Genomic DNA, 26,751 nt, shown 5'->3' with positions numbered 1-26,751 from the left:
TAGCTGGGTGGTTGAGCTCTTCGCTTGCAGGCAAGCTCCTACAGGATCGGGGCCTTAGCTGTAGGAGCCGGCCTGCCGGCGAGGAATGTGGTGCCCGGGTTCCGGTTCTGATGGTGAGAAGGGGCCGACAGCTGGGTAGCTGACCTCTTCGCTTGCAGGCAAGCTCCTACAGGGATAGAGGGGGAGGTGGGGGCTATGCCACGGTCTCACGCCACAGCTGCTTGCGGTGCCATTCGCTGTTGCCCATTTGCAGATCAATTGCGGTCAGGCGTTTGAAGTAGTGGCCGATGTCCAGTTCATCGGTCATGCCGATGCCACCGTGGAGCTGGACTGCCTGCTGGCCGACATAGCGGTTGGCCTGACCCATGCGTGCCTTGAGCTTTGACGCCAGGGTTGCTTGCTGGCGGGCATCGGCACCGGCCCAGCGGGTGACGGTCTGGGCCAGCAGGTTGTCGACGCTGGTGGTTTCGATGTACATGTCGGCCATGCGGTGCTGGAGCACCTGAAATTCCGCCAGGGCCACGCCGAACTGCTTGCGGGTCCGGGTATAGGCGACGGTTTTCTTTACCAGGGTTTCCATGATCCCCACGGCTTCCGCAGCCGCCATCAGGATGGCTTCGGCATTCACCCGGAGGATGAGGGCTCCCGCGTTGCCCGCATCCACCAGGCGCTGGTCCGGGCTGACGGAAACTCCATCAAAACGGATGTTTGCCCCGCGCTGGCCGTCCATCATTGGATAATCGGTCACCACCACCCCTGGTGTTTCCAGGGGTAGCACGAACAGGTCCAGCCCCGCCTCATCGCAATAGCTACCGTGGTGCCTCGCCGAAACCACAACGTGGCTCGCCGTCATGGCATGGCGCACGGAAATCTTTTCACCGCTGAGACGGAAGCCATCGCCGTCCGGTTCAGCCTTCAGTGCTACGGCCAGCGGATTGCCCCGGCTGGCCACTTCCTCGCCGGCGAATACCAGCTGGCGCCTCCCCTCAAGAACCCCTGGTAACAACTCTGACTTCAGGTATTCATTGTTGCCCAGGGCCAACAGGCGGGCGGCCTGCATCACCGCCGGGTAGGGTTCGGTGATCAGGGCGTGGCCGAAATTGCGCATCACACCCACCGTATCGGTGATGTCACCACCCAGGCCTCCCAACTCCTCCGTAAAGGGGATGGACAGCCAGCCCATCTCCGCAAAAGTCTGCCATACCCGCTCGGACTGCCCCTGATGCCGGGCCAGGTTCTGACGCCGGTCATCGAAGGTGTACTCGTTCTGGACAAACCGGCTCACGCTATCATCCAGCATGGCGCGGGTTTCGTGGTTCAGGGTGCTCATGGGCCGGCTCCTTACCGCAACAGGGACTTGGCAATGATGTTGCGCTGGATCTCGTTGCTGCCGCCAAAAATCGAGGCGGCCCGGTTGTTCAGGTACTTGGGCATCAGGGTCAGGGCATCTTCGTCGCCAATGGGCTCAACGCCACTGCCGACCGTCAGGGCTGCCAGCTGGAGCGGCAAAGAAGGTGAGCCCGCCACATCGATGGCCATTTCGTTGATACGCTGAAGCGTCTCCATGGAGATGATCTTGATCATGGAGCTCATGGGGCCGGACTGGGGAGAGCCCTTTTCCATGGCGGCGAACTGCTCCTCCGTGGCTTCAAGGGTGTCCACTTCCAGGACAAGTCGCATATAGCGATCCTGAAAGGCCCCATCATCGGCAAGCGTTCCACCAAAGCCGTCCCCCGTGCGTCGGGCCAGCCGCAGAATCAGTGCCAGTTCGTGGCGGAAGGTGGTGGCAAAGGACGTGCCACCGCCCCGCTCATGCTCGAGCAGGTACTTGGCCACCGACCAGCCATCGTTTTTCTCTCCAAGGCAGCAGTCCACCGGCACCCGGACATTGGTGAAGAAGACATCGCACTGCTCGGGCAGACCGTCCAGACCAATGATGGGCCGGATCTCGATGCCCGGGTCCGTCAGGTCCTCAATCAGGAAAAAGCTGATGCCCTGCTGGGGCTTGCCAGCACCCCCAGTCCGCACCAGCAGGAACATGCGGTTGGCGTGATGGGCGTAGGTGGTCCAGGTCTTGGAGCCGTTGATTACATAGTGGTCACCGTCCCGCTCTGCCCGACATCTCAGGGACGCCAGATCGGAACCGGCATTGGGCTCGGAATAACCCTGGGCCCAGAAGTCATCCCCGGAAAGGATGCCCGGTAAATGCTTTTGCTTCTGCCCGTCTGTGCCGTAGTGAATAATCGCCGGCCCCACCATGGATATACTCTGGGGCAGCAGCAGAGGTACGCCTGCGCGGCGGCACTCTTCCTCGAAAATGAGCTGGCGGGGCACATCCCAGCCGGTGCCTCCGTATTCCTCCGGCCAGCGAATGGCGGACCAGCCCTGGCTGTGGAGAATGCGGTGCCATTTCATAACCTGATCAAACGGCGGGAAGAAGCTGGTGGTCTTGCGGCCGGCTTCCCGTATTTCATCGTCCGCATTGGCCTCGATAAAGTCGCGAACCTGCTGACGGAAGGCCGATAACTCGGCCGCCTGGTGTGCGCTCATGAGATGCCTCGGGAAAGGAAGGGAGACGAAGGAGGTAATGCGCCCCACCGGGGGGCGCATACCGGGGCCTACATGCCGTAAGCACTCACATCCACTTTGGAGTAGATCTCTTCCCAGTAGAGGTCGGCAAGGTCGTCGGCGTTATCAATGCCCTCGACCAGACCCGACCATTTCGTGAGCAGTGACCGGAAACTGTCAATAACCAGATCGGCACCTGTTACTCCGTACTTCTCTTCATACCGCTCGACGATCGTATCCAGGTCGTTGCGAATGAATGCCTCGGTCATCTCGACCAGCTCATCGGAGGGCTGGTGAACCGTGATCTGGCTTTCACTGGCGTTCTCCATCTCTTTGCTCGCGCTGACCTGATATTTCCAGCTGATATCCGCTCCCAGCACTGCGGTTGCCTTGAGAATATAACGACGCTCCTCTTCCGACAGACCCCGCCAGACATCACGGCTGAGGTTGTTCACCGCCGTCGCGCCGTAGACACCACCGGGCACACCCTGGGTGATGTCCGAAGTCACCTCCTTCAGCTTGAAGATGTCCAGTTCCGTCGGTGAACTGATGGTGCAGTCAAGAACCCCCTGGTTCAGGGCTTCGTAGGTTTCCGCGATGGACAGAGAGACCGGCGTCGCGCCCACTTCCTCCGTCCAGCGCGCCCAATGGGCACCGGCGGTACGGAAGCGCTTGCCCTTGGCCTGCTCCACCGTGGTCACCGGCTGGTTGCAGAGAAGGAAATAGGCGGTACTCGCGGAGCCTCCCGTAAACACCTGGTTCTGTGCCGCGAATTCCTCGATGCATTCCGGGCAGTCATTCATGATGAATTCGGACATGGCGCCCACGTAGGCCAGACCCGCATGACTTGGCGCAACGTCCACAAGCTCCGTGAGCATGCTGAGTTCGCCCACAAGGTTGGTAACAGGGAACTCACTGGGATAGTAGGACAGCAACACGAAACCGGAATCGGCCATGCCGTCGCGAATGCCCGGGGATGTCTCCTTGAAGCTCAGCAGTGAGCCCGCATACACCTTGGCGGTGAGCTCTCCTCCCGAGATTTCCTCCAGCGCCCTGGCGTAGGTTTCTGCGGAATCGGCGCCAATGGAGTTGGGTGGGTAGCCAGTGGCGTGGGAAATGCTGGTGGCGTTAGCCCCTGAGGCAACCACCAGGCCTCCGAGCAGTAAAGGTGCTGCGAATTGTTTTATGGCATTGCGTAACGTCATGTGAACCTCCGGGTCCTTTGTCGGGCAGTGCCATCTCGCGGGGCACGCCCGGTTTGTTGTTGTTCGAACAGTGTTACCCAGCTTACGGCTGCGCTCCTCATCGACACGTCGTCGGTTACGACGAATTGGCCTTCAGCCGATGTTCCGGCCCTTTTCCTTCCAGTGCTCTTCCTTCAGTTTGAACTTCAATAGCTTGCCGGCCCCTGACATGGGCAGCTGATCACGCACCTCATAACTTCTGGGGCACTTGTAGCCGGCGATATGTTCCTTGCAGAAGGTGGTGAGGTCTGCCTCGTCGAGTTCCTCGCCCTCCCTGAGAATCAGGACCGCGTGCACCCGCTCGCCCCACTTTTCATCCGGCACACCGATGACCGCGCACTGGGATACCTGGGGGTACTGCAGCAGCACGTCCTCCACTTCCACGGAGTAGACGTTTTCGCCGCCCGTCACGATCATGTCCTTGATCCGGTCCACCAGGAACACATAGCCGTCGTCATCCATGTAGCCCGCATCTCCGGTATGCATCCAGCCCTCACGGATCGCATCCCTAGTCTGGCTTTCCTTGTTCCAGTAGCCCTGCATCACCATGGGACCACGGGCGCAGATCTCGCCCACCTGGCCTCGTGGAACCTCATTGTCCATTGGGTCCACAATGCGGATCTCGGCGATGTGCGTCGGGCATCCGGCTGACATCAGCTTGTGGTGCCGGGCAGGGTCGGAATGGATCTCCGGATGCAGCATGGTGACGGTGGGTGACAGCTCGGTCATGCCATACATCTGCAGGAAGTCCGCGTTGGGCAGCTTCTTCATGGCCCGTTTCAGTAACGCACTGTCCATGGGGGACGCACCGTAGATAAAGCACCGCAGGGAACTGGTGTCATGGCTGTCAAACTCGGGGTGATCCAGCACCGCCCTCAGCATGGTGGGCACCAGGAAGGTCTCTTCCACTTTCTCGCGGCCGATGGCCTCGATGACCGGCAGAGGCTCGAAACGGGGCAGGATGATGTTGGTACCACCCCGGATCGACAGCTGGAGCAGCAGGCCGATACCCGCCACATGGAAGAAGGGCGCCGAATGCAGCCCGACGATGCGATCCTTCCGGCAGGCGGGTATGACCGTACTCAGGGCGCTCAGGTACAGGTTGCCGTGGCTCAGCATTACCCCCTTGGGCTTACCGGTGGTGCCGCCGGTGTAAAGAATGCCTGCCAGGTCCCTGTCACAACGCCCGGCATCGGCAACGGGAGAGGCCCCACTGATGAGGTCACGGAGATCTTCCGTCCCTTCGGGAGCCGTCCGGTCGCCCATGTAGACCACTTTCTGCAAGGCCGAGGAGCGTTCGCGAATGGCGCCAAGCATGGAAGCGAACTCATCGTCCACGAACAGGATCCGGGTATCACAGTCATCCAGGGAATAGGCGATCTCCGGGGCGCTCCAGCGGATGTTCACGGTATTGAAGACGCCGCCGCCCCAGAGCGCTGCGAACACGGTCTCCATATACCGGTCGGAGTTGAGACCCAGGATACCTACCCGGTCATCCGGGCCCATACCCAACGTCTGCAGGACACCAGCGAGCCGGGCCACGCGGTCTGTCAGCTGGGCCCAGGTCTGGCGACGCTCGCCGAAAACGACGGCTTCATCATTGGGATATTCCCGGAGGGCCTTGTGCAGGAGTTGCGTCAGGTACATGGTTGATCTCGCTTGCTTTTGTTATCGGTGCATTGGGGTCAGAGGTGGCATTATCGCCACCACTTCCGGCCGGAGGCCTCGTCGTTAAGGACGAAATCCCCTCAGGCTTCCTTCCACTTGTTGGGCCCGAGATACCCGAACAGGAACGCGCCCACCTTGCGCTTCTGGATTTCCTCCGAACCCTCGGTGATGCGGTAACGGCGGTGATGACGGTAGATATGCTCGAACGGCTTGTGGCGGGAGTAGCCAATACCGCCATGGACCTGCATGGCCTGATCAGCTGCCTCACAGCACAGGCGGTTTGACCAGTAGTTGCACATCGACACCTTGTCGGAGAGCTGGTTGGCCACTTCCGGCTTGGAGAGCTGATCCATTTCCCAGGCGGTCTTGCGGATCAGCAGTCGCAACATTTCCACCTGCGTCGCCAGTTCCACCAGGGGAAACTGGATACCCTGGTTGCGGGCAAGCTCCTGACCGAAGGGCTTGCGCCTACGGGCGTACTTCACGCTTTCCCTGATGCAGAAATCGGCAGCCCCCAGGCTGGAGGCTGCCTGGCGGATGCGGTTCTCATGGACAAAGTGCTGGGCAATGGCCAGGCCCCCGTCCAAGGGCCCAAAGACCGCCGTGTCCGGTACCCACACGTTGGTGAAACTCACCCGGGGATGGTCCGTGGGCATGTTGAAGGTCCACAGATACTCCTCCACTTTCACACCGGAGGTATCGGATGGCACGATCAGGGCGGTAATGCCTTTGGCGTCGCCGTCGTTCCCACTGGTGCGCACGAAGGTAATGCAGTGGGTGGCGGTATGCATACCGGTGGTCCACATCTTCTCGCCATTGATCAGCCAGCCGTCAACACCATCCCGGGTCTCCCGAACCGCCCGGGTTTCCATGTGGGTGGCGTCGGAGCCGTGGTCCGGCTCGGTGAGACCGAAGGCGAGCTGGTATTTCTCGTTGAGCATGTTGTCCACGAATTCCTCGTACTGCTGCGGGCTCCCGAAGTCCCGGAACAGCAGCACGAAAGGATTGTTGGCCACAATGGAGTGCTCGTTCTGCAGATCGTTGTGCAGACCCAGGCCCCTGGCCGCCAAATGCTCCCGGATCACTGTCATGGCCAGGTTGGAGCCATCCTTTCCTCCGAATGCCCTGGGCAGCGGAAATCGCAGATGGCCGGCCTCATCCGCCTTGCGGCGGGCTACCTTCAGCAGGTCCTCCCACTCCGTACGGGGAAGACCGCCCCCCTCGAAATCGGTCCGGGCCCATTCGCGGCGGTGATCAAAGAAGCGGATGTTGTCATCCTGCTGCTCCAGGGGGCGGATTTCCTTTTCGATGAAGTCGTCCAGCTCAGCGAGATAGTCGGTCAGTTCCTGCGGCAGGTGAAAGTCCATGGTCTTACTCCAGAGATAGCTGTTGGTGAATGTCAGTATTCTTTAGGGAAGCCTGACTGGTAAGCAGTCCACTCTTCCCGGGCCCGGCGATACCCGGAATATTTCGGCTGGTCCACCGCCACCTTGTTGAGGGTGGTGAGCCAGAGATAATCACGCAGCCGCGGGTTATCGGGGGTCAGCGACCCTTCGGCTATCAGCCGGCAAACCTCCGTGGTGAGCCCCGCCAGAGTGCCCCTCTTGCCGGTCAGCTGGTGCAGTTGTTCGCGCTCGTCATGGCCATCGTCACGACTGGCCATTTCCAGATGGCGGCGCACCATGCCCAGCACGTTGGCGGAGACGCGGGCCCGGAAAGCTTCCGCGGGTTCCATCTGTGGCATTACTTCGTCCCTGAGGAAGGCTTCCACCGAGGCCAGCAGCGCCGGATTATCAGGCAGGTCTTGCATCACTTTTCTCCTCTGGCGCAGGCAGGGGAACGAGCTGTCGCAGCAGGTCCACTTCCGTTTCCGAGGCCCGGCGTCCAATCGCTCCGCGCTCGGGCGAGGTGTCGTGGCCGGCCACGAAGGAGGCGGCCATGCCCTGGCACATGATTCCCCAGCGCAGGGTGCCGAAAATCTCCCAGAAGCGGACGCGCTCCGGATCCGGGCGCTGCCCGCTGGCTGCCTGGTAGCCTTCGAACAGCTGCTCACGGGTGCCAAAACCACCTACCGGAAGATCAATGTGGCCGTAGCGCCAGGAGTTCACGCAGATCCAGCCCAGATCCGCCATGGGATCACCGAGATACGCCAGCTCCCAATCCAGTACAGAGACAAGTCCGCTCTCATCCACCATCAGGTTGCCGTGACGGAAATCACCGTGCACCAGGGCCAGGGTCTCCGGCGCTTCCGGCAGGTGATCCCTGAGCCAGCGAAACGCCAGTTCAAAAACCGGACGGGGCTCGCCATGGCCCCGGTACTCCCGATAGAGCTGATCCAGGGCCTGTGCCGGTGTGGCGCGGGCGAGAAAATCCAGATCCGCGACGTCGAGGCGATGGATCTCCGCAAGGGCCTCGCCACACTGATGGGCGAGCTGGGACCGGGCCCCGGCATAGCGCTCCTCCCGGAGAATCTTCGGAGGCAGGGTTTCGCCGGAAACGCGCTCCATGAGGTAGCCGGTACCGAGTTCATCCTCCGGCCGGAGAATCTCGTAGACCCGGGGGGCGGCAACGCCACCCTCCCCGGCCCGGATCACCAGCCGTGCTTCGTCATCCAGGTCCAGGCTGTCGTCGCTGCCCTGGTTCCAGTTGCTGGCCTGGCGCAGAATGAATGGTGTCATGGCCTCGCCGGCGCTGGCATCCAGCGACCACATCTGCTGATTCGCACCGCCGGTCAGGCGCTTCAGCCCCGTCACCCGGGCGCCCGGGAGGAAGCGTTGGAGCACTCTGTTCAGTCGCGTTTCCAGGCCTTCTTCGGTAGAACTTGAGGTCTCGGGCATGGTGGTTTCTTTCTTGTGATCAGAGAACAGAAAAACGCTGGCGGGTCAGCGCTGGCGGTTCTTGAATTTGGCGATGGCCTCGCGGGACTCCTCACTCTGCAGACACTGCTTCTGGGCGATGGCCTCCCCCTCGAAAATCTGGGCGTAGGAGGCGGTGGCGCATTGGCGTAACAGGCGCTTGGCCTCCGCCGTGGCCAGGGACGACCGTTCACAGAGCGTGGCGGCAATGCCGGCGGCAGTCGCGTCTTCCTCGCCCTGGGGAACGACCGCTCGCGCCAGACCCAGTGCCAGGCACTCCTGGGCGCTCAGGCTGCCGCCCTCGGTGATGAGAGCGAAGGCCCGGTGGTAGCCCAGGGTCTGGAACAGCAGCCAGGTACCGCCGCCATCCGGTATCAGACCGATGTGACTGAATGCCAGATAGATACGGGATGTGTCCGCCATCACCACCTGGTCACAGCTCATCAGTACCGATGCGCCGATACCTGCCGCCACACCAGGGGCAACACCGATCACCGGTTTGGGCATGTTCTGGATGCTCTCCAGAATGGGACGATAGTCGTCCATCAGCTGGCGGGTGACGTCGGACCGGTCCGGCGAGTTGTCCTCCATCAGGTCGGCGCCGGCACTGAAGGCACGACCCTCGGCACCCAGCACCACCACTTTCACCGACGCATCGTCGCCGGCCCGCCTCAGGGCGTCGGACAGGTCCCGTCGCAGATCCTGGTTGAAGGCGTTAAGGGAGTCCGGGCGGTTCATGCGGATCCAGGCAACGGCGTCGCGGACGACGTACTGCACAGCATTGTTTTCGGTCATGGGGTGTCCTCCTCGTTTTTTCCATCGTCGTCTCAGTGGCGGGCATGGGCATCGTCTGAACCGACGAATCGCCATCCGGCCGGGCTTTTCGTCGCAACGGACGATGACCCGGGAAGCCACCCGGGGCACCGTAGACGGACAATCACTGCTCTTATTCGAGGACTCCCCTGATGACGGATACCCCCGCACGCAGCATTCAGCAGCTGCTCGATCTCAACGGGCGCACTGCCCTGGTAACCGGCGGCTCCCGTGGCCTGGGCCTGCAGATGGCTCACGCCCTTGGCGAAGCCGGGGCGAGGCTGGTGATCAGCGCCCGCAAGGAGACCGACCTGAACGAGGCCGCCGACGAGCTGCAGGCCGCCGGACATGACGTCACGCCCCTCCTGGCCAACCTGGCGAACGAGGATGAGGTTATCGGCCTGGCGGACCGCGCCATTGAAGTTCTTGGCCACATTGATATCCTCGTGAACAACGCAGGGGCCACCTGGGGGGCACCCGCGGAGGACTATCCCCTGGAGGGCTGGGACAAGGTCATGACCCTGAATGTGCGGAACCTGTTCCTGCTCACCCGGGAGGTAGGCAGGAAGAGCATGATTCCCCGACGTTATGGCCGAATCATCAACATTGCCTCCAACGCCGCCATCGGCGGCAACCGGGACCTGATGACCGCCGTCGGCTATAACACCAGCAAGGGGGCCGTGGTGACCTTCACCCGGGCCCTGGCGGCGGAATGGGGCGCCCACAAGATCACCGTCAACGCCATCGGCCCCGGCTATTTCCCCAGCAAGATGTCGAAGGGCCTCAGGGACCAGCATGGTGACGAGGGCCTGATCCGCCATGTCCCCCTGCAACAGACCGGGGACGACGAGGCCCTGAAGGGCGCGACCGTGATGTTCGCCTCGGATGCCAGCAAGCACACCACCGGCCAGGTCCTCTACATCGACGGCGGTTGCTCCGCCATGATCTGCGGATAAGGAATTGTTATGAGCCAGTTTGAAACCATAGCCCTCGACATCGAGGAAGGTATCGCCACCATCACCCTGAACCGGCCGGACCGGATGAACGCCTTCACCCTGAAAATGATGGAAGAGCTGATTGCTGCCTTCGAACGGACCGACGCCGACGACAGCGTTCGGGCCGTGATCGTTACCGGCGCTGGCAAGGCATTCTGCGCCGGTGCGGACCTTTCCTCAGGAGCGGATACCTTTGACTACGAGTCCCGCCGGGAAAATGCCCCGGACCCCCTGGCCAGCGGCGTCAACCGGGACGGTGGCGGCATGGTCTCGCTGCGCATCTTCCGCAGCCTGAAACCGGTGATCGGCGCCATCAACGGCGCCGCGGTGGGCGTCGGCGCCACCATGTCCCTGGCCATGGATATCCGCCTGGCCTCCGAAAAGGCGCGCTACGGTTTCGTATTCACCCGCCGGGGCATCGTGCCGGAAGCGGCCTCGTCCTGGTTCATCTCCCGGGCGGTGGGTCTGTCTACGGCATTGGAGTGGTGTATGACCGGTAAACTGATCAACGCCGATGAGCTGGAAAAACGCGGGCTGGTGCGATCGGTTCACGCCCCGGACGAGCTGCTGCCGGCAGCCCGGGAAATCGCCCGGGAAATCGCCGACAACACCGCCCCGGTGTCTGTGGCCATGACACGCCAGATGCTGTGGCGCATGGCCGGGGCCGAACACCCGATGGAAGCACATCAGCTGGATAGCCGCGCGGTCCAGGCCCGTGGCGCGTCAGCGGATGCAAAGGAGGGAGTGGCTTCGTTCCTGGAGAAACGGCCGGCGGACTACGCCAACAAGGTATCCACCGATATGCCGGAGTTCTTCGATTGGCAGGGAGAGCCGGAATTCAGGTAATCGTCAGTAAAAAACCGGGCGTGCCTATTGTTGCAGTGCAAGACGTCCCGGCACTGGGGAGGTCTTTCGCCGCCGCGTCGGAGGGGCGTCCTGCCACCCCAACGCTTCCGGGGCATCCATGCCCCTGCTCTGAAAGATCTCCCCAGCCCCGGGACGCCCCATACTCTTTACTTGAATTCAGGACCAGCCTCCATCTCTCTGCCCGCCTGGTAAACCCTGAACGTAAAAAAGCCGGAGAGCCCAGAACGGGCCTCCGGTCACAGCACTGGTATCTGCCAAGTGCCTCCGCTCGAGGTTCTTTCGCTGCAGGAGAAATCAGGGCTCGTCCGACACTTTCACCATCAGCTTGCCTTCGTTTTTACCGCTGAACAGCAGCGACAGCCCATCCAGGGCATTGTCCAGGCCATCCACCACGTGATTCTTCCATTGGAGCTGATCCCTGCTGACCCATTCGGTCAGGGCCTCCAGCGCTTCCGGGAACCGCTTCTGGTAATCGAGAACGATAAACCCCTTCACCGTCAGGCGCTTCATCAGCACACGACCGAAATCCCTGGGCCCGGGCATGACGCCTTCGTCGTTATAACGGGAAATCATGCCGCACAGGGACAGGCGACCATTGAGATTGAGACGGTTATAGATGGCATCCATGATGTCGCCGCCAACGTTCTCGAACTGGATGTCGACGCCGTCCGGGCAAAGCCGGTCGAGCATGGCGGGCACGTCCTCATTGCGATAGTCAATGGCGCCGTCGAAGCCCAGCTCATCAGCAAGCCAGCGACACTTCTCCGTGCCACCGGCGATACCAATGACACGGCAACCCTTCAGCTTTGCGATCTGGCCCACGATGGATCCCACCGCACCTGCAGCCGCACTGACCACCACGGTCTCCCCCGGTTGTGGCTTGCCGATATCCAGCAGACCGAAGTAGGCGGTGATACCGGTGGACCCGAGCACCGACATGTAAGCGGACAGGGGAAGATCCGGATGGGTGGCTACCGGGCGCACCATTTTGGCATCTGCCACGGTGTAGGCCTCCCAGCCGCCAACCATGGGCTTGACGATATCGCCGGGACGAAACCGTTCTGAGCGTGATTCTTCCACCACCCCCAGGGTACCGCCTCTCATGACATCGCCCACCTGGACCGGTGGCAGATATTGCTCCCGGTCGCTCATCCACAGGCGATGAGTGGGATCCAGTGACAGGTAGATGTTGCGGATAAGCACCTGGTCCGGCGAGAGTTCCGGAACCGGTTGGGTGACCAGTTCCAGATGCTCCGACGTGATGTCCGCTTCCGGACGCTTACGCAGGACCCAGCGACGGTTCTGGAGGGTATCAGGCATGGTCGGGCTTCCTTATTATCGTTGCTGATGTAAACAGTGTGCCTTAAGGCAGCGTGGCGGGAATCGTCTGTTACGACGAGTCCTTGCGAGGCAGAAGAATCAGGGCGGACCCCGATGGCCCGACAGTGGCACCGGTTTACCGTATTGCATGGTGTCGGCATCGGTAATTCGTCCATTACGACGATGGTGGGGCTATCCGGCAACGCCACAATCGGTGCATACCCACGGGGGATATGCCTGGCTGCACCTGGCCCGGGTTCCCGCCCTGAACAATCAGCGGAGATTCAGATGAACACTGACAGCACCACAAGTCCGGTCATTGACGACAGCTTTCCCGACCGGAAGCAAGCGGAAGACATAGCGGCAAAGGTGGAGCGGTTTGTTCGTGATGTGGTCATACCTTATGAAACCGATTCCCGCAGGGACCATCACGATTGCCCGACCGACGAACTGACCCGGGAACTGCGCCAGAAAGCCCGGGAAGCAGGCGTTCTGACGCCCCATATATTCGCGGATGGCGGCCACCTTAGCCAACGGGGCACCGCCCTGGTCCTGATCAGAAGCGGCCTGTCCCCGCTCGGCCCGCTGGCCTGCAACACGGCGGCGCCGGATGAGGGCAACATGTATCTGCTCGGCAAGATGGGCAGCCCGATGATCAGGGAGCGGTTCCTGCAGCCGATCGTGGAGGGAAAAAAACGGTCGGCGTTTTTCATGACCGAGCCGGCCAACGAGGGTGGAGCGGGATCCGATCCCTCCATGATGCTCACCGAATGCCACAGGGATGGTGACGAATGGGTTATTAACGGTCGCAAGGCCTTTATCACCGGGGCAGAAGGGGCGGGTGTCGGCATAATCATGGCCAGGGCGCAGGAAGGCGCCTGCATGTTCGTGGTGGACCTGCCCGATCCGGCGATCCGCATCGAACGGGTGCCGAGAACCATCGACAGCTCCATGCCGGGCGGCCATGCCACCGTCATGATCAGGGATCTCAGGGTACCGGATGAGCAGATGCTCGGGGCGGCGGGTGATGGTTTCCACTACGCCCAGGTACGTCTCGCGCCAGCGCGGCTGTCCCACTGCATGCGCTGGCTGGGGGCCTGCATCCGGGCCAACGAGATCGCCTCTGACTATGCCAACCGCCGGATGGCGTTCGGCAAGCCGCTGATCGACCACGAGGGCGTTGGCTTCATGCTGGCGGAGAACCTGATCGACCTGCAACAGTCCCGATTGATGATCGACTGGTGTGCCGGCGTACTGGATCGGGGTGAGAAGGGTGGAGCGGAAAGTTCCATGACCAAGGTTGCCGTCAGCGAATCCTTGATGCGAATTGCCGACCGCTGTGTTCAGGTAATGGGGGGCAGCGGATTGACAGAGGACTCCATTGTCGAGCAGGTATTTCGGGAAATCAGGGCCTTCCGGGTATACGACGGGCCCACGGAGGTACACAAGTGGTCCCTGGCCAAGAAAATCAAGCGTGACTGGAAGCAGAACAACGGATGAACAGTCACTGATACAGGGTGTGGATCACCTCCCCTCGCCAGCTCACATCCACCAATAACGTCTCGCGGAACAGGCACTATCGAATCCGGCCCCCTTGCGGGGACCGGATACCGTTGGCCCTATGTCTGCGGCAGAGGCTCCGCCTCGGGTCCGTCCGGTGGTTGCTGATCCCTGCTCCGCCGGCGCATCGACCATATCCTCAACTGGCCGACCACGCCTGCCGGGAAGAAGTATACGCTCAGCACGAACAGCAGCCCGAACCAGAGTAGCCAGTGGCCCGGACCGAGCAGGTTCTCCACCAGGGGAATGCCGTCCGTGTACTGGCCGACCCACTTGAGGAGATCCTGCAGGTAGGTCTGGGCCAGGATGAAGAGCGTGCTGCCGACAATGGCGCCGTAGAGCGTGCCCATGCCACCAATCACGCACATCAGGAGGATGAACACCATCAGCTCGAAGTTAAGGGTATTCTCCGGATTCACGTAACGGTTGATCAGGGCAAAGGCAGCGCCGGCGAGGGTGGCCACCAGGGCGGCCAGGATGACAACCGCAGTGCGGTAGACCACGGTCCGGTAGCCCAGGGCCTCAGCCCGGAACTCGTTCTCACGGATGGCCTGAAGTACCCGGCCGAACGGCGAGTTGACCAGTCGCAGCAGGAACAGGAAGACCCCGGCGGAGACCGCCAGCAGCGCGTAGTACATGACGTTCCGACCGCTGAGCCGAAGCTCGAACAGTGAATCCTGCCACACCTGCCCAAGGTTCCAGGGCTGGGTCAGCAGACCCTTCAAAAGTGTAGGCACGTCAATGCCCGGCAGGGTGCCATCGAGAGGCCGGAAGGCTGGCCCGAGTTCCCGGGGCACCCGCACCCGCATGCCATCCTCGCCGCCGGTGATGACGTACAGCTGGGTCACCAGACTCAGGAAGGCAAAGGCCACCGCCAGGGTCACCAGGGCGAAGAATATGGCCTTCACCCGCAGCGACAACAAGCCCAGAAGGAGGGACAGCACGAAGCTGAGGGCCAGCGCGCCGGTAATACCGATCAGTACAGCAGGAAAGGTACTACCGATATTGCTCGTGGCCATGGCAACGCCATAGGCGCCGATGCCAAAGAACATGGTGTGGGCGAAAGACACAATGTGGGTATAGCCCAGCATCAGGTCATAGGCGGCGACCACCATGATAAAGACACAGATCATGCCCAGGGTGGTGAATGCCCGGATACCGTCAAACAGGAAGGGGCCGAGTAACAGACTGACCACGATAATCAGGAGCAGCGCAGTCAGCGGCTTGCTGCGGGGATAATCCCCCGACAGGATTCGATTCAACATGATTGCCTCCCTCTACACCTTGATAACCGGGATCAGCCCCTGGGGCCGCCACATGAGTACACCCACCATCAGCCCGACCGTCGCCACCGCCGCCAGGCGGGGTTCAACGAAACCGATGTAGAGATTGATCAGGCCCACCAGCAGGGCCCCGTAGAAACAGCCACGGATGGAGCCCAGGCCACCGAGGATGATGACCACGATGACGGAGATCATCATCTCGTCGCCCATATGAGGCGTCAGGATTTCCTTGTACATTCCCCACATGACACCACCCAGGCCCGCCAGAGCCGAGCCGGCAATGAAGACCCCGAGGAACAGCAGGTGGATGCGGTAACCCTGGATCTCCACCATTTCCCGGCTCTCAACGCCGGCGCGAATCAGGATGCCGATGCGGGTACGGTCGATGACCCACAGCATGGCCGCATATATGGCCAGCCCCAGTACCACCGCCAGCAACCGGAATTTCTCCAGCACGATGCCGCCGATCACGGGCAGTGATTCCGGCAGCATCAGGGCGCCACTCAGGGACTCCGGCCGGGTTACGGGAATTTCGTTGGGGCCCCAGATCACCTCGATCAGCTGCATCAGGATGATGGAGCCACCCACGGTGACCAGAATCTGCTTGAGGTGGTCTCCGTACACCGGCTTGATCACCAGCTTCTCGAACACCAGCCCCACGATACCCGCCACGAAGGCGGCGAACAGCAGGGCCGGAATGATGGCCACCAGGTTGCTCATCAGGCCGGGAGCACCGGCGAAGCCGTCCAGCCAGAACGCCAGGACGGTGCCGCCGGCGAAGGCGCCGAGAGAGATGAAGGCGCCATGGGCCAGGTTCAGAACACTCATCAGCCCAAAGGTCAGGGTCATGCCCGACGCCATCAGGAAGAGCATCCCCCCCATGGCAATGCCACTGATGGTCAGTACCAGCCAGGTGCCGAAATCAATGACCGCCAGGGACAAAATGAGCATGGCCGCCAACAGGAAAAGATGGGCCTGGTTCTCCTGAAAGTCACTGAGCCACACCCGGGGGCTGCGGCGTTGCCGGGGAGCCTCCTGAATCGGATCCGACATCGGCATGGCAGTAGTCTCTTTATTCATTGGTGCGCTCCCAGTCCAAGTCCTAGCAGCTCCTGCTGGAGTTCCTCGTTTTCCGAGAGTTCCGCCATGGTGCCCGAGTGCACCACGGCGCCATCGTTCATGACGGCAACGGACTGGCCGAGCCGACGGGAGAAATTGAAGTTCTGCTCCACCAGCAGGATGCTGACCTGCTGCTCCTTGAGCTGTTCGAAGGCATCCGCCAGGTCATTGATAATCGCCGGAGCGAGACCCTTCGTTGGCTCGTCCACCAGCAGCAGATCCCGGGGCTCAATCACCGCCCGGGCGATGGCCAGCATCTGCTTCTGACCACCGGAGAGGGTTCCGGCGGGCTTGTCCCAGAACTTCTTCAGGGGCGGGAACAGATCGAAGATCCACTGAAGACGGGCTTCATCCATGGGACCGCTGACGGCAGCCAGGACAAGGTTTTCCCGAACTGTCAGCAGACCGAAGATCCCCATGCTTTCCGGTACAAAGGCGATACCGGCCCGGGCGATCTTTGGTGTTGGCCAGCGGCTGATGTCCTGGCCCTGGTAGGTTATGGAGCCACCGGTAAGGTTAGTCAGGCCCATGATGGTTCGCAGGGAGGTGCTCTTGCCGGCGCCGTTGCGGCCGAGAAGCACCGTCAGTTCGCCACGGGGCACAACCAGGTCGACACCGTGGAGGATATGATACTGCTCGATATCAGCCTTGACGCCTGACAGGGTGAGAATCGGCTCAGCCATGGGCCACCTCCGCTTCGGTTTCCGGGGAGGCACCCAGGTAGGCTTCCTGAACCACGGGGGAAGCAATCACTTCCGCCGGTTTCCCATCCGCCACCAGCTCGCCATTGTGAAGCACGACGATCCGGTCGGAGAGTGAGCGGACCACATCCATCTTGTGCTCCACCAGGAGCACAACCTTGTTCTGCCTGTTCTTGATATCGGCGATCAGGTCCAGGATCACCGGCACTTCGTCCACGCTCATTCCGGCCGTGGGCTCGTCAAACATGAAGACTTCCGGCTCCAGGGCCAGCATAAGGGCCACTTCCAGCTTACGCTGGTCGCCATGGGGCAGGCCGGAGACCAGGTAGTCGGCGCGGCCCGCCAGGTTGACCTGGGCAAGGTATTCCATGGCCTGGTCGGCCAGGTCCCGACGGCTGCTGGCCATCTGCCAGAAGATGTGACCGATGCTGTGGCGCGATGCCACGGCCAGGCGCACGTTCTCCAGGGCCGTCAGGTTTGGAAACAGGTTGGTCAGCTGAAACGCGCGACCCAGGCCCTTGTCGGCCCGCTTGGCGGCACTGAGGCCGGTAATGTCCTCGCCGTTGAGCAGGACCTGGCCTGCGCTGGCTTTCAACTGCCCTGAAATCAGGTTGAACCAGGTGGTCTTGCCGGCGCCATTGGGCCCGACGATGGAGGTGAGGGTTCCCTTGTGAAACTGGCAGGAGACCCGGTTGACCGCCACGTGGCCACCAAAGTTGATGGTCAGATCGCGGGTTTCGAGAACCGCTTGCTGGGATGACATGAACAACTCCGGCTATCTGCACTAACTCGTTCAGACCCCGTTACTGACCGGGGCCTGAGTTCTTCATGCCCGGGCGTTGCCGCCCGGGCCGCTCATCAGTTGCGAACCGGAATATCCATCTCGCTGCGGTCGATAACACGGATCAGCTTCGGCACACCAGCGGTCACGGTACGGCCGGCAAACCAGTCGTCACGTTCTTCCACTTCAATTTCGAAGTGATACATGTCCTGCATCGCCTGATGGTCCTCGGCACGGATTTCCATCTCACCCTTGGGGGTATCGAATACCAGGCCCTTGAAGGCGGTGATCAGGTCTTCGGTGTCAGTGGAGCCGCCTGACTTGCGGATTGCCTCGGTGATCGCCATCGCCTGGGCGAAACCCTGGGCGGTGAAGAAGTCCGGTGCCGCGTTATGACGCTCGAAATGCTCCTTGACCAACCAGTCGTTGATCGCGTTTTCGGGCGACTCGTAGTAGTAGTAGGTAGCGCCCTGCATGCCCGGGAAGTCGGCATAGCCCACCAGGGCTGCGAGGATGTTGCCGCCAGTGGCCAGTTTGATACCGAAACGGCCCGGGTCCAGATCCTGGATCCGGCCGAGGGGGTTGGATGAACCCGCCCAGATACCGAAGATGTATTTTTCTTCGCAATCAGTACGGTCCTTCAGGGAGTCAAACAGACGCTGGGCGGCAGCGGTAAAGTCCGTGGCGTCCGTGGGCAGGTATTCCTCATGGACAATTTTGCCACCCTCCTTTTCCATCGCTTCCTTATAGGCGGAGACACCGTCACGGCCAAAGGCGTAGTCCTGGGCGATGGTGGAAACACAGACTCCTTCCCCGCCGATAGCGACCGCGTTGGAAACCGCGTCCTGGGATGAGTTACGGCCGACCCGGACCACGTAGCGGTTCCAGTCAGCACCGGTGATCGCATCGGCCACACCCTCGGGCATGATGATGCGCTCGTATTCTTCCGCCAGTGGCAGGGTGGCCAGGGCCACACCGGATGACACCGGTCCGATCACGATGTGGGCGTCGTCCTCACCATAGGCTTCTTCAACCAGTGCCCGGGCACGGGCCGGGTCCAGTTGGGTGTCCTTGCGGGAAATCAGCAGCGGACGTCCCTCGATTTCCATCGAACCGCCGGTGGCGTACTCGAAACCCATGTTCAGACCGATATCAAGCTGCTCGGCGTAAGGTGCCAGCGCGCCGGTGAAGGCGGTGACATGAGCAATCCGGATGGTGTCTTCCGCCTGGGCGGAAAACGCGGCCATGGAAATGGCAGTGGCAAGTAAAAAGCGCTTCATACAACGATCCCCTTTTCTTGTTGTCGGGTCTGTTCATTGTTATCGGGCTCCGGCACCTGTCATGCGCACCGGCTTACCCGTCAGTGATGCTCGCCATTAAATATGACAACCGATTCAGGTTTTATCAAGAATAAAGAGAATTTTTTTGACTATCGAAGACGGGCTAACGATAGAAAAACCTTGAGCACCTCCTGACCCAGGCTCTGTCAGAGGCTTTGTCAACTTGACATCGCTGCCGGAGCTTCCTAGATTAGTTGACGACCGATTCATGTTTCGGGATGATAACGGCTCCCACAGTGTCAAACCACTCCCCGTGAGACGGGGACCGGATTGCGCTCTGTCACCTGACTGAGCAAAAGGACCAGGCTGATGACCACAACGACACAGGCCCCGCAGTCCCCGGGCGCCCCCAAGACCGCCCGCGGTGCCCGCACCCGGGCCAGGATCCTGAAGGCCGCCGAAGAGACCTTCGGCTCCCTGGGATACCACCGGGCGGGAGTGACCGACATCACCCGCACAGCCGGTGTCGCCCAGGGCACCTTCTACACCTACTTCGCCAGCAAGGAGGAGATTCTGCGGGAGTTGGTGATGGATCTGGGTCACAAGCTCCGCGCCCACCTGGCAGCGGAAATTCTTGGCAGCAGTGACCGCCTTGAGGCGGAGGAGAGGGGGCTGCGGGCCTTCCTGCAGTATCTGGCGGACCACCCCTCCCTGTACCGTGTACTGCAGGAGGCGCAGTTCGTTGACGAAACCATCTACCGGGAATACTACGAAACCTTTGCCCGGGGCTATGCTGACATGCTCGATGCCGCCTCCCGCAAAGGGGAGATCCGTCCCGGCAACAACCACCACCGGGCCTGGGCCCTGATGGGGCTTTCCCACTTCCTCGGGCTCAAATACGCCCTCTGGGACCAGCGGGCCAAAGAGGGAGAAGGGGCCTTCGATCCCATTGTTGAAACCATGGCGGACCTGTTCCAGAACGGCCTTGCGCTGAACGGGAGAGACAAGGGATGACACAGGTTCTGTACCGGCTGGAGGCCGGTATCGCCCGGCTTACCCTGAACCGTCCCGAGCGCCACAACGCGCTGGTGCCGGAGCTGTTACGGGATCTACGGCGGGCGCTGGCCCAATGCGGGCAGGATCGGCCCGGGGCCCTGGTCATCGATTCCGCCGGCAAATCGTTTTCCACGGGCGGCGATGTGGCGGGTTTCCATGACATTGCCAGGGAATTCCGGGCCCGTTATGGCGCCGAGGTGGTGGGGGAACTCAATCGGGCCATCCTCGACCTGCTCACCCTTCCGGTGCCCACGGTGGTCGCGGTCCACGGCATGGTAACGGGCGGCTCCCTGGGGTTGATCCTGGCCAGCGATATCGTGGTCGCTGGGCCGCAAGCCAGCTTTGCCCCCTGGTATACGGTTGTGGGATACAGCCCCGACGGCGGCTGGACCGCGCTGCTGCCGGAACGGATTGGCAGGGCCCGGGCGCTTGAGATTCAGCTCACCAACAGGACCATGAACCAGGACGAAGCCCTGGGCTGCGGGCTTGCCCAGTATCCGGCCGATGCCGGCGAGGAACTGGACAGGGCACTCACCATCGCCAACCAGATCCGGGCGCGCAAACCCGGCAGTGTCCGGCGCACCCTGAGACTGACACGCCCCGACCCCGGGCACGTTGCCGGCGCCCTGGAACGGGAGTACCGGGAATTCCTGGAACAGATAACGACCGATGAAGCCGATCTCGGCATGGCCGATTTCCTCGGGAGAACCCCATGAACATGTTTGACCTGATGGCCCACAGGGCCCGCGTCACCCCTGACCGTCCGGCTCTGGAGGATCTCCATTCCGGTGCCGTTTACAACTACCGCCAGCTGAACGAGCAGGCAGCCAGATTCGCCACGGCCGCCCTCACCCACTGGGACCTGGCCGAGGGCGACCGGATCGCCTTTCTGGGACACAGCCGGGCGGAATTTTTCGCCATGCTGTTCGGCTGCGCGAAGGCCGGCCTTATCCTGGTGCCGCTGAACTGGCGACTGGCACAGCCGGAACTCGAACAGCTGATGGCCGACTGTGGACCCCGCGCCCTGGTCTTCGGTGGGGAATTCACCGACAGCGCCTTCGGACTGAAAGCGACGGGGCATGTCGACACGCTTGTGGACCTGGACGGCACTGCTTCCGCTTGCCGCCCCTATGATCAGGACCTGGCGGCCACGGACCCCGACCTGAGCCCCCACCCCGAGCGTGATCCGGATACTCCCTGGTACCTGCTCTACACATCGGGCACCACCGGCCGGCCCAAGGGCGTCATCCAGACGTTCCGGATGATGATGGCCAATTACCTGAATATTGGTCTGGCGGTGGACCTGACCGGAAAGGATACCCTGCTGAACGTGTTGCCGCTGTTCCATACCGCTGGTATCAATCTCTATTCCTCCGCGGTTTTCATCGCCGGTGGCTGCGTGCTGGTTGCCAGGAGCTTCGAGCCGGACCAGGCCATGGACGTGCTGGCAAACCGGGCAACCATTTTCTTCGGCGTGCCCGCGGTCTACCAGGCCATTCTCGAGCACCCGGCGTTCAGTGGCGAGCGCCTGAGGAATGTCCGTTCCTGGGGCTGTGGCGGCGCGCCGCTGGCATTGCCGGTGGCAAGACGTTTTGTTGAGCAGGGCATCCGGGTGCGCACCGGCATGGGCATGACCGAAACGGGACCGACGGTATTTCTGCTCGACGAGGCGGACGTCCTTACCAAGATCGGGTCAGTGGGCCGCCCCCAGCTGCTGACGGAGGTGCGCATCGTGGGCACCGACGGCCGGGAGGTTGCCCGGGGCGAATCCGGCGAACTGATGATCAGGGGCCCCAACATCACCCCCGGCTACTGGAATCGCCCGGACGCCACCCGGGAGGCGATACGGCCCGATGGCTGGCTCCACAGTGGCGACGTCGCCCGCTGTGATGAGGACGGCTGTTACTACATTGTCGACCGCTGGAAGGACATGTTCATTTCCGGCGGTGAAAACGTCTATCCCGCCGAAGTGGAACGGGTCCTGGTGGAGCACCCCGCCATCAGTGAGGTGGCGGTGATTGGCGTACCGGACGGAAAATGGGGCGAAGTGGGCAAGGCCTTTATCTGCCTCAGAGGCGATACCGCCGCGCCCGGCACCGACGCCCTCTACAGCTTCTGCCGGGAACGGCTGGCCGGATACAAGGTGCCGAAGTATTTCCAGTTTGTGGATGAGCTGCCCCGCAACGCCCTGGGCAAGGTCACCAAACAGATACTCAGGCAGGACTGACCCATGACCGAATCCAGCATTCCCTGCGAACAGGCCTTCATCCTCAGCCAGGAAGACTTTGACCGCTTCGCTCGCCTCAGCGGCGACCACAACCCGATTCACGTGGATCCGGAATTTTCGGCCCGGACCAGCTTTGGCCGCACGGTCTCCCACGGCATGCTGCTGTTCAGCGTGGTCCGCAGTCTCCTGGCGCAGAGCTGGCCCCGCTCGGTATTGAAGAGCCAGAGCCTGATGTTTCCGGCGCCCGCCTACGCCGGCGATACGCTGGAGCTGGTTATCGAGGAAACCGGTCGCGAGGGTCGGACTCTGACCCTCACCACCACCATTACCCGACCCGACGGCGAAACCTGCCTGGCCGGCCAGTGTGAGCTGCAGCTGAGCGAGGAGGAAGTATGAGCCTGGATCGATTCGACGCCCTGAAAGAGGGGCTCAGTGCCAGTACCAGGCGCGTCTTCGCCAGCGAAGACCTGCAGGAGTGGTGCGATCTGTGCCAGCTTGACCAGACCTGGCAGGGGGTGCCTGAGCCGCTGATTGCCGGCCTGTTCTCCTACCTGCTGGGAGAGGAGCTGCCCGGCCATGGCACCAATTACCTGAAGCAGGCGATGGCCTTTCACGCCACGGCCGAAGCCGGTGAGACCCTGACCGCCAGCGTGACCATAAGCCGGCTCCGCCGGGACAAGGCCCTGGCCAACCTGAAAACGGTGTGCACCGGCCATGATGGTCGCCTGATCTGTGACGGCGAGGCCCTGGTGCTGTTTCAACACTGATATCCGGCCGCCAGCGACCGGAAATGGAGCAACCCCGATGACCGACGTACACCCCAACCTGCGGGCCTGGCTGGACCAGCTCAATGCCCTGGTGGCAGAGCAGAAGGCGCGAGGCGTAGAGGCCACTCCCGCGATGGTGCGGGACAGCCTTGCTGGCCTGACCGCCACCTTTGTGACCCGGGCACCGAATATCGCGGACGTCCGCGACATTCGGGTCGCGACCGGGGACGGCGACGTGCCGGCACGGGTCTACGACCCCTCACCGGGCGAGAGCAAGCCGGTCATGCTTTTCTTCCATGGTGGCGGCCATATGGCGGGCAGCGTGGCGGTGTATGACCCGATCGCCTGTAAACTGGCAGCCACCAGTGGCCATCTGGTGGTATCCGTGGACTACCGGCTGGCCCCGGAGGCCCCCTATCCCGCCGGGCTCAATGACTGCCTGAACGTCACCCGCCAGATATGGGCCTTACTCTCGCACCACGACTACGGGTTCGAGCGTCGGCTCACCCTGACTGGAGACTCCGGCGGCGCCACCTATGCCGCCACGGTCAGCCACATGCTGGCGCGGGAGCCGGGGCTGAACCTGAAATCCCAGATCCTCATCTACCCCAGCCTGGACTACACCATGGATCATCCATCCATCACTGAGCACGGCGAGGGGTACCTGCTGGAAAAAAACAGAATCGGCTGGTATTTCGACCACTACTTCCAGGGGGAGGAGGACCGCCGCAAGGCTTCCCCTATACACATGGAGGTGCCGGACGGAATGCCGGCCACGCTGGTTATCACCGCCGGCTACTGCCCCCTCCATGACGAGGGGGTCGCTTATGCCCTAAGGCTCCAGGCGGCCGGCGTCAGCTGCGAACTGCGGGACTATCCGGACATGATCCATGCCTTCCTGAACCTGGAAGATCTGGTGCCGGAAGCCTGCGCCGATACCTATCGTGCAATTGGCGACTTCGTGAACCGGGGCCAGTCAGTCTCCTGATGCGTTCCCATATCCCCCGTCACCCTGGCCCCGGTCCCAGGGTATCGGGAGGCTCCTTTCCCGGTAATCTCTGCCCGAGGGGCTCAGGCAGGGGAAGGGGCCACCCCTGAACCACCCTGTTACTTGCCCATGCCGTATTCAGCAGCACTGACTTTAGAGAACACATGTTCCCAATACAGATCTGCTAACTCCTCGCCACTCTCGACATCGTCGATCCGCTCCCCCCACTTGGCCAGGATCTCGCGGAAACGGGCGATTTTTTCTTCGGCCTGCTCGATACCATATCGCTCGGTATAGGCGTCGGCGATGGTTTTCAGGTCAGAGCGGATGAACTCCCGGTTGACTTCTTTCATCTCCTCGGTGGGATGGGTAATTCCAATACCCTGCTCTTTCGCGGTTTTCTCGTTTTCCACGGCACCCACTTCGTAACCCCAACTGAACTCGGCCGACAGAACGGCGGTCGCTTCCAGCAGAGCCTCACGCTGCGCCTCGCTCAGGGAACGCCAGGTCTGTTTGTTAATATTGGCTGATCCGACCCCGCTGAACACACCGCTGGGATAATTCACGGTGATATCGTTCACGACTTCAAAGAGGTTGAATACCGACAGCTCCGAGGTGGACTGAACCGAACAGTCAACCACGCCCTGACTCAGGCCCTCGTATATCTCGTTGACCGACATCGTGATGGGGTTGGCATTGACGGACTCCGCCCACCGCGCCCACTGGGCACCAGAGGTTCTCAGATTCTTGCCTTCCAGGGCCTCGAGGCTATCCACTTTCTCGCGGCACAGCAGTGAATACGGTGGCGTGGCGGCACTGCCCAGAAACAGCTGGTTCTGCGCCTCGAATTCCTGCCGGCATTCTGCACATTCCAGGAATATGAATTCGGACATGGCACCGGTGTACACCAGGCCGGCCTGATCCGAACCACCATCGGTCAACTCGATAGACATGGATACTTCAGCCACCATATTGGTGTGGGGATAGTCCGCCGGAAAATAGGGAGTCAGCACCACGCCCATGTCTGCCATGCCATCTCGAATTCCCGAAGGGGTTTCCTTGAGATTCAGCAGGGACAATTCATAAACCTGGACACTCAGGTCACCGCTGGAAGCCTGTTCCAGCTTTTTGGAAAAGGCATCAAGCGCTTCACTGGTGATGCTACCGGATGGATAACCGGAGGCAAAACGCAACTGCTCCGCTTCGAGGGCAACCGGCGCCAGCGCCATCATGGCGATCACGAGGGGATATTGTTTCATTTTGAGCTCCTTTGATCATTGTCGATTCAGCATAGGGCACGATTGCTCAGAACACCCCTTTTTATGACATGGCTCCTGGCCACCACTTCAGTTTCCCAGTCCCGGCAGGAACAGAATGATGTCCGGGAAGGTTATCAGCAGGAACAGCACGAAGAAGTCCATGATCAGGAACCAGAAGATTCCTCTGAAAACCTGGGCCGTAGTCACCAGCTTGCCCACCACGCTCTTGATGACAAACACATTCATGCCGATAGGCGGGGTAATCATGCCCACCTCCAGCAGCTTGGTCAGCACAACACCGAACCAGAGCAGGCTCAGGCCGAGGTTGTCGATGATCGGCAGCACGATGGGCAGGGTCAGCAGCATGGCGCCAATGGGCTCCAGGAACATACCCAGCAGTACATAGATCAATACGATCGCCAGCAGAATGACAACGACACTGGCATCCAGGCTGATGATCCACTCGGAAAGGAAGTCACCGGCACCGGAAAGCGCCAGGAACCGGGTCAGCAGGCTGGCACCCACAGCTATGATGATCAGCGCACTGGTCGTCAGCAGTGTTTCCAGAATCGCATCCCGGAAGCGCGGCCAGGTCAGACTGCCCTTGATGGCTGCCACGATCAGAGAGAGACAGGCCCCGATGGCCCCGGCCTCCGTGGGGGTGAAAACGCCACCAAACAGGCCGCCGAAAATGCCGATCATGATCAGGATGACGGGCCAGGTGTCCTTGAGTGCCCAGACCTTGTCCTGGAACGGAATTACTTCCTGGGTATCCGGCGCCAGCTCGGGATTGAGCTTGACCCGGACCAGGATCACCACGATGTAACCAACGGCGGTGATGATCCCTGCGGAGATACCCCCGAGGAAGAGCCCGGTAATGGATTCCTGGGCAATAATGCCGTAAAGAATCATGATGATGGAGGGCGGAATCAGCGCGCCAATGGTACCGGCCACCGCCACCGTGCCAGTAGCCAGTTCCGGGTTATAGCGATACTTGATCATTTCCGGGACGGCGATCCGTCCCATGGCGGCGGAGCAGGCGACCGAAGAGCCGGAAACCGCTGCAAAGCCGGCCGACCCGAATACGGCGGCAATGGCAAGGCCCCCGGGTACGCCGGCGAGCCACATGCGGGCGGCCCGGAACATCCCCTGGGTCAGCTGGGTGTGATAACAGAGGAAACCCAGCAGCAGGAACATGGGCACCGAACTGAGCACCCAGTTGGTGGCAAACTGGTAGGGAACGATCCCCAGTGAGCCCCAGGCGACATTGAAGCCCATCAGGTACCACAGGCCACCGAAGGAAACGCCGATCAGGGAAACGCCAATGGGAATCCTGAGGGCAATCAGTACCACCAGAAGAATTAGACCTGTCAAACCGATCTGTACATCGCTCATTATTA

General features: G+C 61.5%; 25 protein-coding genes. 9 read left to right on the top strand and 16 right to left on the bottom strand.

What is annotated here, in order from left to right:
• Nucleotides 1–193: 193 nt before the first annotated feature.
• From BM346_RS12705 to BM346_RS12670, 8 genes are all read right to left on the bottom strand, one after another.
• Nucleotides 194–1,330 carry an acyl-CoA dehydrogenase family protein gene (locus tag BM346_RS12705; RefSeq protein WP_092013095.1) on the bottom strand — a complete coding sequence of 379 codons (1,137 nt, stop codon included), beginning with the start codon at nt 1,328–1,330 and terminating at the stop codon, nt 194–196.
• 11 nt (nt 1,331–1,341) lie between these two features.
• Nucleotides 1,342–2,550: an acyl-CoA dehydrogenase family protein gene (locus tag BM346_RS12700; RefSeq protein ID WP_092013092.1), complete on the bottom strand. Its 1,209-nt coding sequence runs from the start codon at nt 2,548–2,550 to the stop codon at nt 1,342–1,344.
• Between the two features lie 68 nt (nt 2,551–2,618).
• Nucleotides 2,619–3,773, bottom strand: coding sequence for a C4-dicarboxylate TRAP transporter substrate-binding protein (locus BM346_RS12695; RefSeq protein WP_092013089.1), 1,155 nt, complete (start codon nt 3,771–3,773; stop codon nt 2,619–2,621).
• A 132-nt stretch (nt 3,774–3,905) separates the two neighbouring features.
• On the bottom strand, nt 3,906–5,459 hold the full coding sequence (locus tag BM346_RS12690) for a long-chain-fatty-acid--CoA ligase (protein ID WP_092013086.1): 1,554 nt from the start codon (nt 5,457–5,459) through the stop codon (nt 3,906–3,908).
• Between the two features lie 101 nt (nt 5,460–5,560).
• Nucleotides 5,561–6,847, bottom strand: coding sequence for an acyl-CoA dehydrogenase family protein (locus BM346_RS12685; RefSeq protein ID WP_092013084.1), 1,287 nt, complete (start codon nt 6,845–6,847; stop codon nt 5,561–5,563).
• Between the two features lie 32 nt (nt 6,848–6,879).
• Nucleotides 6,880–7,290: a DUF6285 domain-containing protein gene (locus BM346_RS12680; RefSeq protein ID WP_092013081.1), complete on the bottom strand. Its 411-nt coding sequence runs from the start codon at nt 7,288–7,290 to the stop codon at nt 6,880–6,882.
• Entirely contained in the window at nt 7,274–8,317 is a 1,044-nt protein-coding gene (locus BM346_RS12675) for a phosphotransferase family protein (protein ID WP_092013079.1), read from the bottom strand. The genes BM346_RS12680 and BM346_RS12675 overlap by 17 nt, the downstream gene beginning before the upstream one ends.
• Nucleotides 8,318–8,362: 45 nt before the next feature.
• Nucleotides 8,363–9,130, bottom strand: coding sequence for an enoyl-CoA hydratase/isomerase family protein (locus tag BM346_RS12670; protein WP_167812588.1), 768 nt, complete (start codon nt 9,128–9,130; stop codon nt 8,363–8,365).
• A gap of 170 nt (nt 9,131–9,300) precedes the next feature.
• Here BM346_RS12670 and BM346_RS12665 point away from each other — a divergent pair, with 170 nt between their 5' ends.
• Together BM346_RS12665 and BM346_RS12660 are read left to right on the top strand one after the other, a co-directional pair.
• A complete protein-coding gene (locus BM346_RS12665) occupies nt 9,301–10,104 on the top strand; it encodes an SDR family oxidoreductase (protein WP_092013073.1) in 804 nt (267 codons plus the stop codon).
• Nucleotides 10,105–10,113: 9 nt separating this feature from the next.
• Nucleotides 10,114–10,989: a crotonase/enoyl-CoA hydratase family protein gene (locus BM346_RS12660; protein ID WP_092013071.1), complete on the top strand. Its 876-nt coding sequence runs from the start codon at nt 10,114–10,116 to the stop codon at nt 10,987–10,989.
• A 315-nt stretch (nt 10,990–11,304) separates the two neighbouring features.
• Here BM346_RS12660 and BM346_RS12655 read toward each other — a convergent pair whose 3' ends face one another.
• The gene (locus tag BM346_RS12655; RefSeq protein ID WP_092013068.1) at nt 11,305–12,330 is read right to left on the bottom strand and encodes an NADP-dependent oxidoreductase; all 1,026 of its coding nucleotides are present in this window, start codon (nt 12,328–12,330) and stop codon (nt 11,305–11,307) included.
• 318 nt (nt 12,331–12,648) lie between these two features.
• Between BM346_RS12655 and BM346_RS12650 the strand changes: the two genes are divergently transcribed.
• Nucleotides 12,649–13,830, top strand: coding sequence for an acyl-CoA dehydrogenase family protein (locus BM346_RS12650; protein WP_406812889.1), 1,182 nt, complete (start codon nt 12,649–12,651; stop codon nt 13,828–13,830).
• Between the two features lie 119 nt (nt 13,831–13,949).
• Here the strand turns inward: BM346_RS12650 and BM346_RS12645 are convergent, their stop codons facing one another.
• From BM346_RS12645 to BM346_RS12625, 5 genes are all read right to left on the bottom strand, one after another.
• Nucleotides 13,950–15,155: a branched-chain amino acid ABC transporter permease gene (locus BM346_RS12645; protein WP_092013063.1), complete on the bottom strand. Its 1,206-nt coding sequence runs from the start codon at nt 15,153–15,155 to the stop codon at nt 13,950–13,952.
• Nucleotides 15,156–15,167: 12 nt separating this feature from the next.
• Nucleotides 15,168–16,253, bottom strand: a complete 1,086-nt coding sequence (locus BM346_RS12640) for a branched-chain amino acid ABC transporter permease (RefSeq protein ID WP_206675660.1) — start codon at nt 16,251–16,253, stop codon at nt 15,168–15,170.
• The gene (locus BM346_RS12635; protein ID WP_092013060.1) at nt 16,250–16,975 is read right to left on the bottom strand and encodes an ABC transporter ATP-binding protein; all 726 of its coding nucleotides are present in this window, start codon (nt 16,973–16,975) and stop codon (nt 16,250–16,252) included. The genes BM346_RS12640 and BM346_RS12635 overlap by 4 nt, the downstream gene beginning before the upstream one ends.
• Nucleotides 16,968–17,756, bottom strand: a complete 789-nt coding sequence (locus BM346_RS12630; RefSeq protein WP_092013058.1) for an ABC transporter ATP-binding protein — start codon at nt 17,754–17,756, stop codon at nt 16,968–16,970. The genes BM346_RS12635 and BM346_RS12630 overlap by 8 nt, the downstream gene beginning before the upstream one ends.
• A gap of 95 nt (nt 17,757–17,851) precedes the next feature.
• The gene (locus BM346_RS12625; RefSeq protein WP_092013055.1) at nt 17,852–19,054 is read right to left on the bottom strand and encodes a substrate-binding domain-containing protein; all 1,203 of its coding nucleotides are present in this window, start codon (nt 19,052–19,054) and stop codon (nt 17,852–17,854) included.
• Between the two features lie 369 nt (nt 19,055–19,423).
• On the opposite strand from BM346_RS12625, the gene BM346_RS12620 reads away from it, so the two are divergent.
• Genes BM346_RS12620 through BM346_RS12595 form a run of 6 tightly spaced genes read left to right on the top strand, consistent with a single transcriptional unit; the run spans nt 19,424 to nt 24,092 of the window.
• Nucleotides 19,424–20,068: a TetR/AcrR family transcriptional regulator gene (locus BM346_RS12620; protein ID WP_092013051.1), complete on the top strand. Its 645-nt coding sequence runs from the start codon at nt 19,424–19,426 to the stop codon at nt 20,066–20,068.
• Entirely contained in the window at nt 20,065–20,826 is a 762-nt protein-coding gene (locus BM346_RS12615; RefSeq protein ID WP_092013048.1) for an enoyl-CoA hydratase/isomerase family protein, read from the top strand. Before BM346_RS12620 ends, BM346_RS12615 begins: the two co-directional genes overlap by 4 nt.
• Nucleotides 20,823–22,337 carry an acyl-CoA synthetase gene (locus BM346_RS12610; protein ID WP_092013045.1) on the top strand — a complete coding sequence of 505 codons (1,515 nt, stop codon included), beginning with the start codon at nt 20,823–20,825 and terminating at the stop codon, nt 22,335–22,337. Before BM346_RS12615 ends, BM346_RS12610 begins: the two co-directional genes overlap by 4 nt.
• Before the next feature lie 3 nt (nt 22,338–22,340).
• Nucleotides 22,341–22,733 (top strand): MaoC family dehydratase, encoded by a 393-nt coding sequence (locus tag BM346_RS12605; RefSeq protein ID WP_092013042.1) that lies wholly within the window; start codon nt 22,341–22,343, stop codon nt 22,731–22,733.
• Nucleotides 22,730–23,104 (top strand): hotdog family protein, encoded by a 375-nt coding sequence (locus tag BM346_RS12600; protein ID WP_092013040.1) that lies wholly within the window; start codon nt 22,730–22,732, stop codon nt 23,102–23,104. The genes BM346_RS12605 and BM346_RS12600 overlap by 4 nt, the downstream gene beginning before the upstream one ends.
• Nucleotides 23,105–23,141: 37 nt before the next feature.
• Complete coding sequence (locus BM346_RS12595; RefSeq protein WP_092013037.1) at nt 23,142–24,092, top strand: alpha/beta hydrolase; 951 nt, start codon at nt 23,142–23,144, stop codon at nt 24,090–24,092.
• Between the two features lie 119 nt (nt 24,093–24,211).
• On the opposite strand, the gene BM346_RS12590 is transcribed toward BM346_RS12595, so the two are convergent.
• Both BM346_RS12590 and BM346_RS12585 read right to left on the bottom strand, forming a co-directional pair.
• On the bottom strand, nt 24,212–25,351 hold the full coding sequence (locus tag BM346_RS12590) for a C4-dicarboxylate TRAP transporter substrate-binding protein (RefSeq protein WP_092013034.1): 1,140 nt from the start codon (nt 25,349–25,351) through the stop codon (nt 24,212–24,214).
• A gap of 87 nt (nt 25,352–25,438) precedes the next feature.
• The gene (locus BM346_RS12585; protein ID WP_092013031.1) at nt 25,439–26,746 is read right to left on the bottom strand and encodes a TRAP transporter large permease; all 1,308 of its coding nucleotides are present in this window, start codon (nt 26,744–26,746) and stop codon (nt 25,439–25,441) included.
• Nucleotides 26,747–26,751: the final 5 nt, after the last annotated feature.

It is taken from the genome of Marinobacter daqiaonensis (assembly GCF_900115285.1).
GTDB classification, from domain to species: domain Bacteria; phylum Pseudomonadota; class Gammaproteobacteria; order Pseudomonadales; family Oleiphilaceae; genus Marinobacter; species Marinobacter daqiaonensis.
Note: the sequence above shows the minus strand (reverse complement) of the source record. Positions and strands in the feature narration are given on the sequence as shown.

Coding starts and splice junctions, on each gene's coding strand:
- BM346_RS12700 (WP_092013092.1), bottom strand. CDS start 2,550: ATGAGCGCACACCAGGCGGCCGAGTTATCGGCCTTCCGTCAGCAGGTT.
- BM346_RS12640 (WP_206675660.1), bottom strand. CDS start 16,253: ATGAATAAAGAGACTACTGCCATGCCGATGTCGGATCCGATTCAGGAG.
- BM346_RS12585 (WP_092013031.1), bottom strand. CDS start 26,746: ATGAGCGATGTACAGATCGGTTTGACAGGTCTAATTCTTCTGGTGGTA.
- BM346_RS12595 (WP_092013037.1), top strand. CDS start 23,142: ATGACCGACGTACACCCCAACCTGCGGGCCTGGCTGGACCAGCTCAAT.
- BM346_RS12665 (WP_092013073.1), top strand. CDS start 9,301: ATGACGGATACCCCCGCACGCAGCATTCAGCAGCTGCTCGATCTCAAC.
- BM346_RS12675 (WP_092013079.1), bottom strand. CDS start 8,317: ATGCCCGAGACCTCAAGTTCTACCGAAGAAGGCCTGGAAACGCGACTG.
- BM346_RS12635 (WP_092013060.1), bottom strand. CDS start 16,975: ATGGCTGAGCCGATTCTCACCCTGTCAGGCGTCAAGGCTGATATCGAG.
- BM346_RS12680 (WP_092013081.1), bottom strand. CDS start 7,290: ATGCAAGACCTGCCTGATAATCCGGCGCTGCTGGCCTCGGTGGAAGCC.
- BM346_RS12605 (WP_092013042.1), top strand. CDS start 22,341: ATGACCGAATCCAGCATTCCCTGCGAACAGGCCTTCATCCTCAGCCAG.
- BM346_RS12600 (WP_092013040.1), top strand. CDS start 22,730: ATGAGCCTGGATCGATTCGACGCCCTGAAAGAGGGGCTCAGTGCCAGT.
- BM346_RS12590 (WP_092013034.1), bottom strand. CDS start 25,351: ATGAAACAATATCCCCTCGTGATCGCCATGATGGCGCTGGCGCCGGTT.
- BM346_RS12660 (WP_092013071.1), top strand. CDS start 10,114: ATGAGCCAGTTTGAAACCATAGCCCTCGACATCGAGGAAGGTATCGCC.
- BM346_RS12695 (WP_092013089.1), bottom strand. CDS start 3,773: ATGACGTTACGCAATGCCATAAAACAATTCGCAGCACCTTTACTGCTC.
- BM346_RS12645 (WP_092013063.1), bottom strand. CDS start 15,155: ATGTTGAATCGAATCCTGTCGGGGGATTATCCCCGCAGCAAGCCGCTG.
- BM346_RS12670 (WP_167812588.1), bottom strand. CDS start 9,130: ATGACCGAAAACAATGCTGTGCAGTACGTCGTCCGCGACGCCGTTGCC.
- BM346_RS12615 (WP_092013048.1), top strand. CDS start 20,065: ATGACACAGGTTCTGTACCGGCTGGAGGCCGGTATCGCCCGGCTTACC.
- BM346_RS12690 (WP_092013086.1), bottom strand. CDS start 5,459: ATGTACCTGACGCAACTCCTGCACAAGGCCCTCCGGGAATATCCCAAT.
- BM346_RS12630 (WP_092013058.1), bottom strand. CDS start 17,756: ATGTCATCCCAGCAAGCGGTTCTCGAAACCCGCGATCTGACCATCAAC.
- BM346_RS12625 (WP_092013055.1), bottom strand. CDS start 19,054: ATGAAGCGCTTTTTACTTGCCACTGCCATTTCCATGGCCGCGTTTTCC.
- BM346_RS12620 (WP_092013051.1), top strand. CDS start 19,424: ATGACCACAACGACACAGGCCCCGCAGTCCCCGGGCGCCCCCAAGACC.
- BM346_RS12610 (WP_092013045.1), top strand. CDS start 20,823: ATGAACATGTTTGACCTGATGGCCCACAGGGCCCGCGTCACCCCTGAC.
- BM346_RS12655 (WP_092013068.1), bottom strand. CDS start 12,330: ATGCCTGATACCCTCCAGAACCGTCGCTGGGTCCTGCGTAAGCGTCCG.
- BM346_RS12685 (WP_092013084.1), bottom strand. CDS start 6,847: ATGGACTTTCACCTGCCGCAGGAACTGACCGACTATCTCGCTGAGCTG.
- BM346_RS12705 (WP_092013095.1), bottom strand. CDS start 1,330: ATGAGCACCCTGAACCACGAAACCCGCGCCATGCTGGATGATAGCGTG.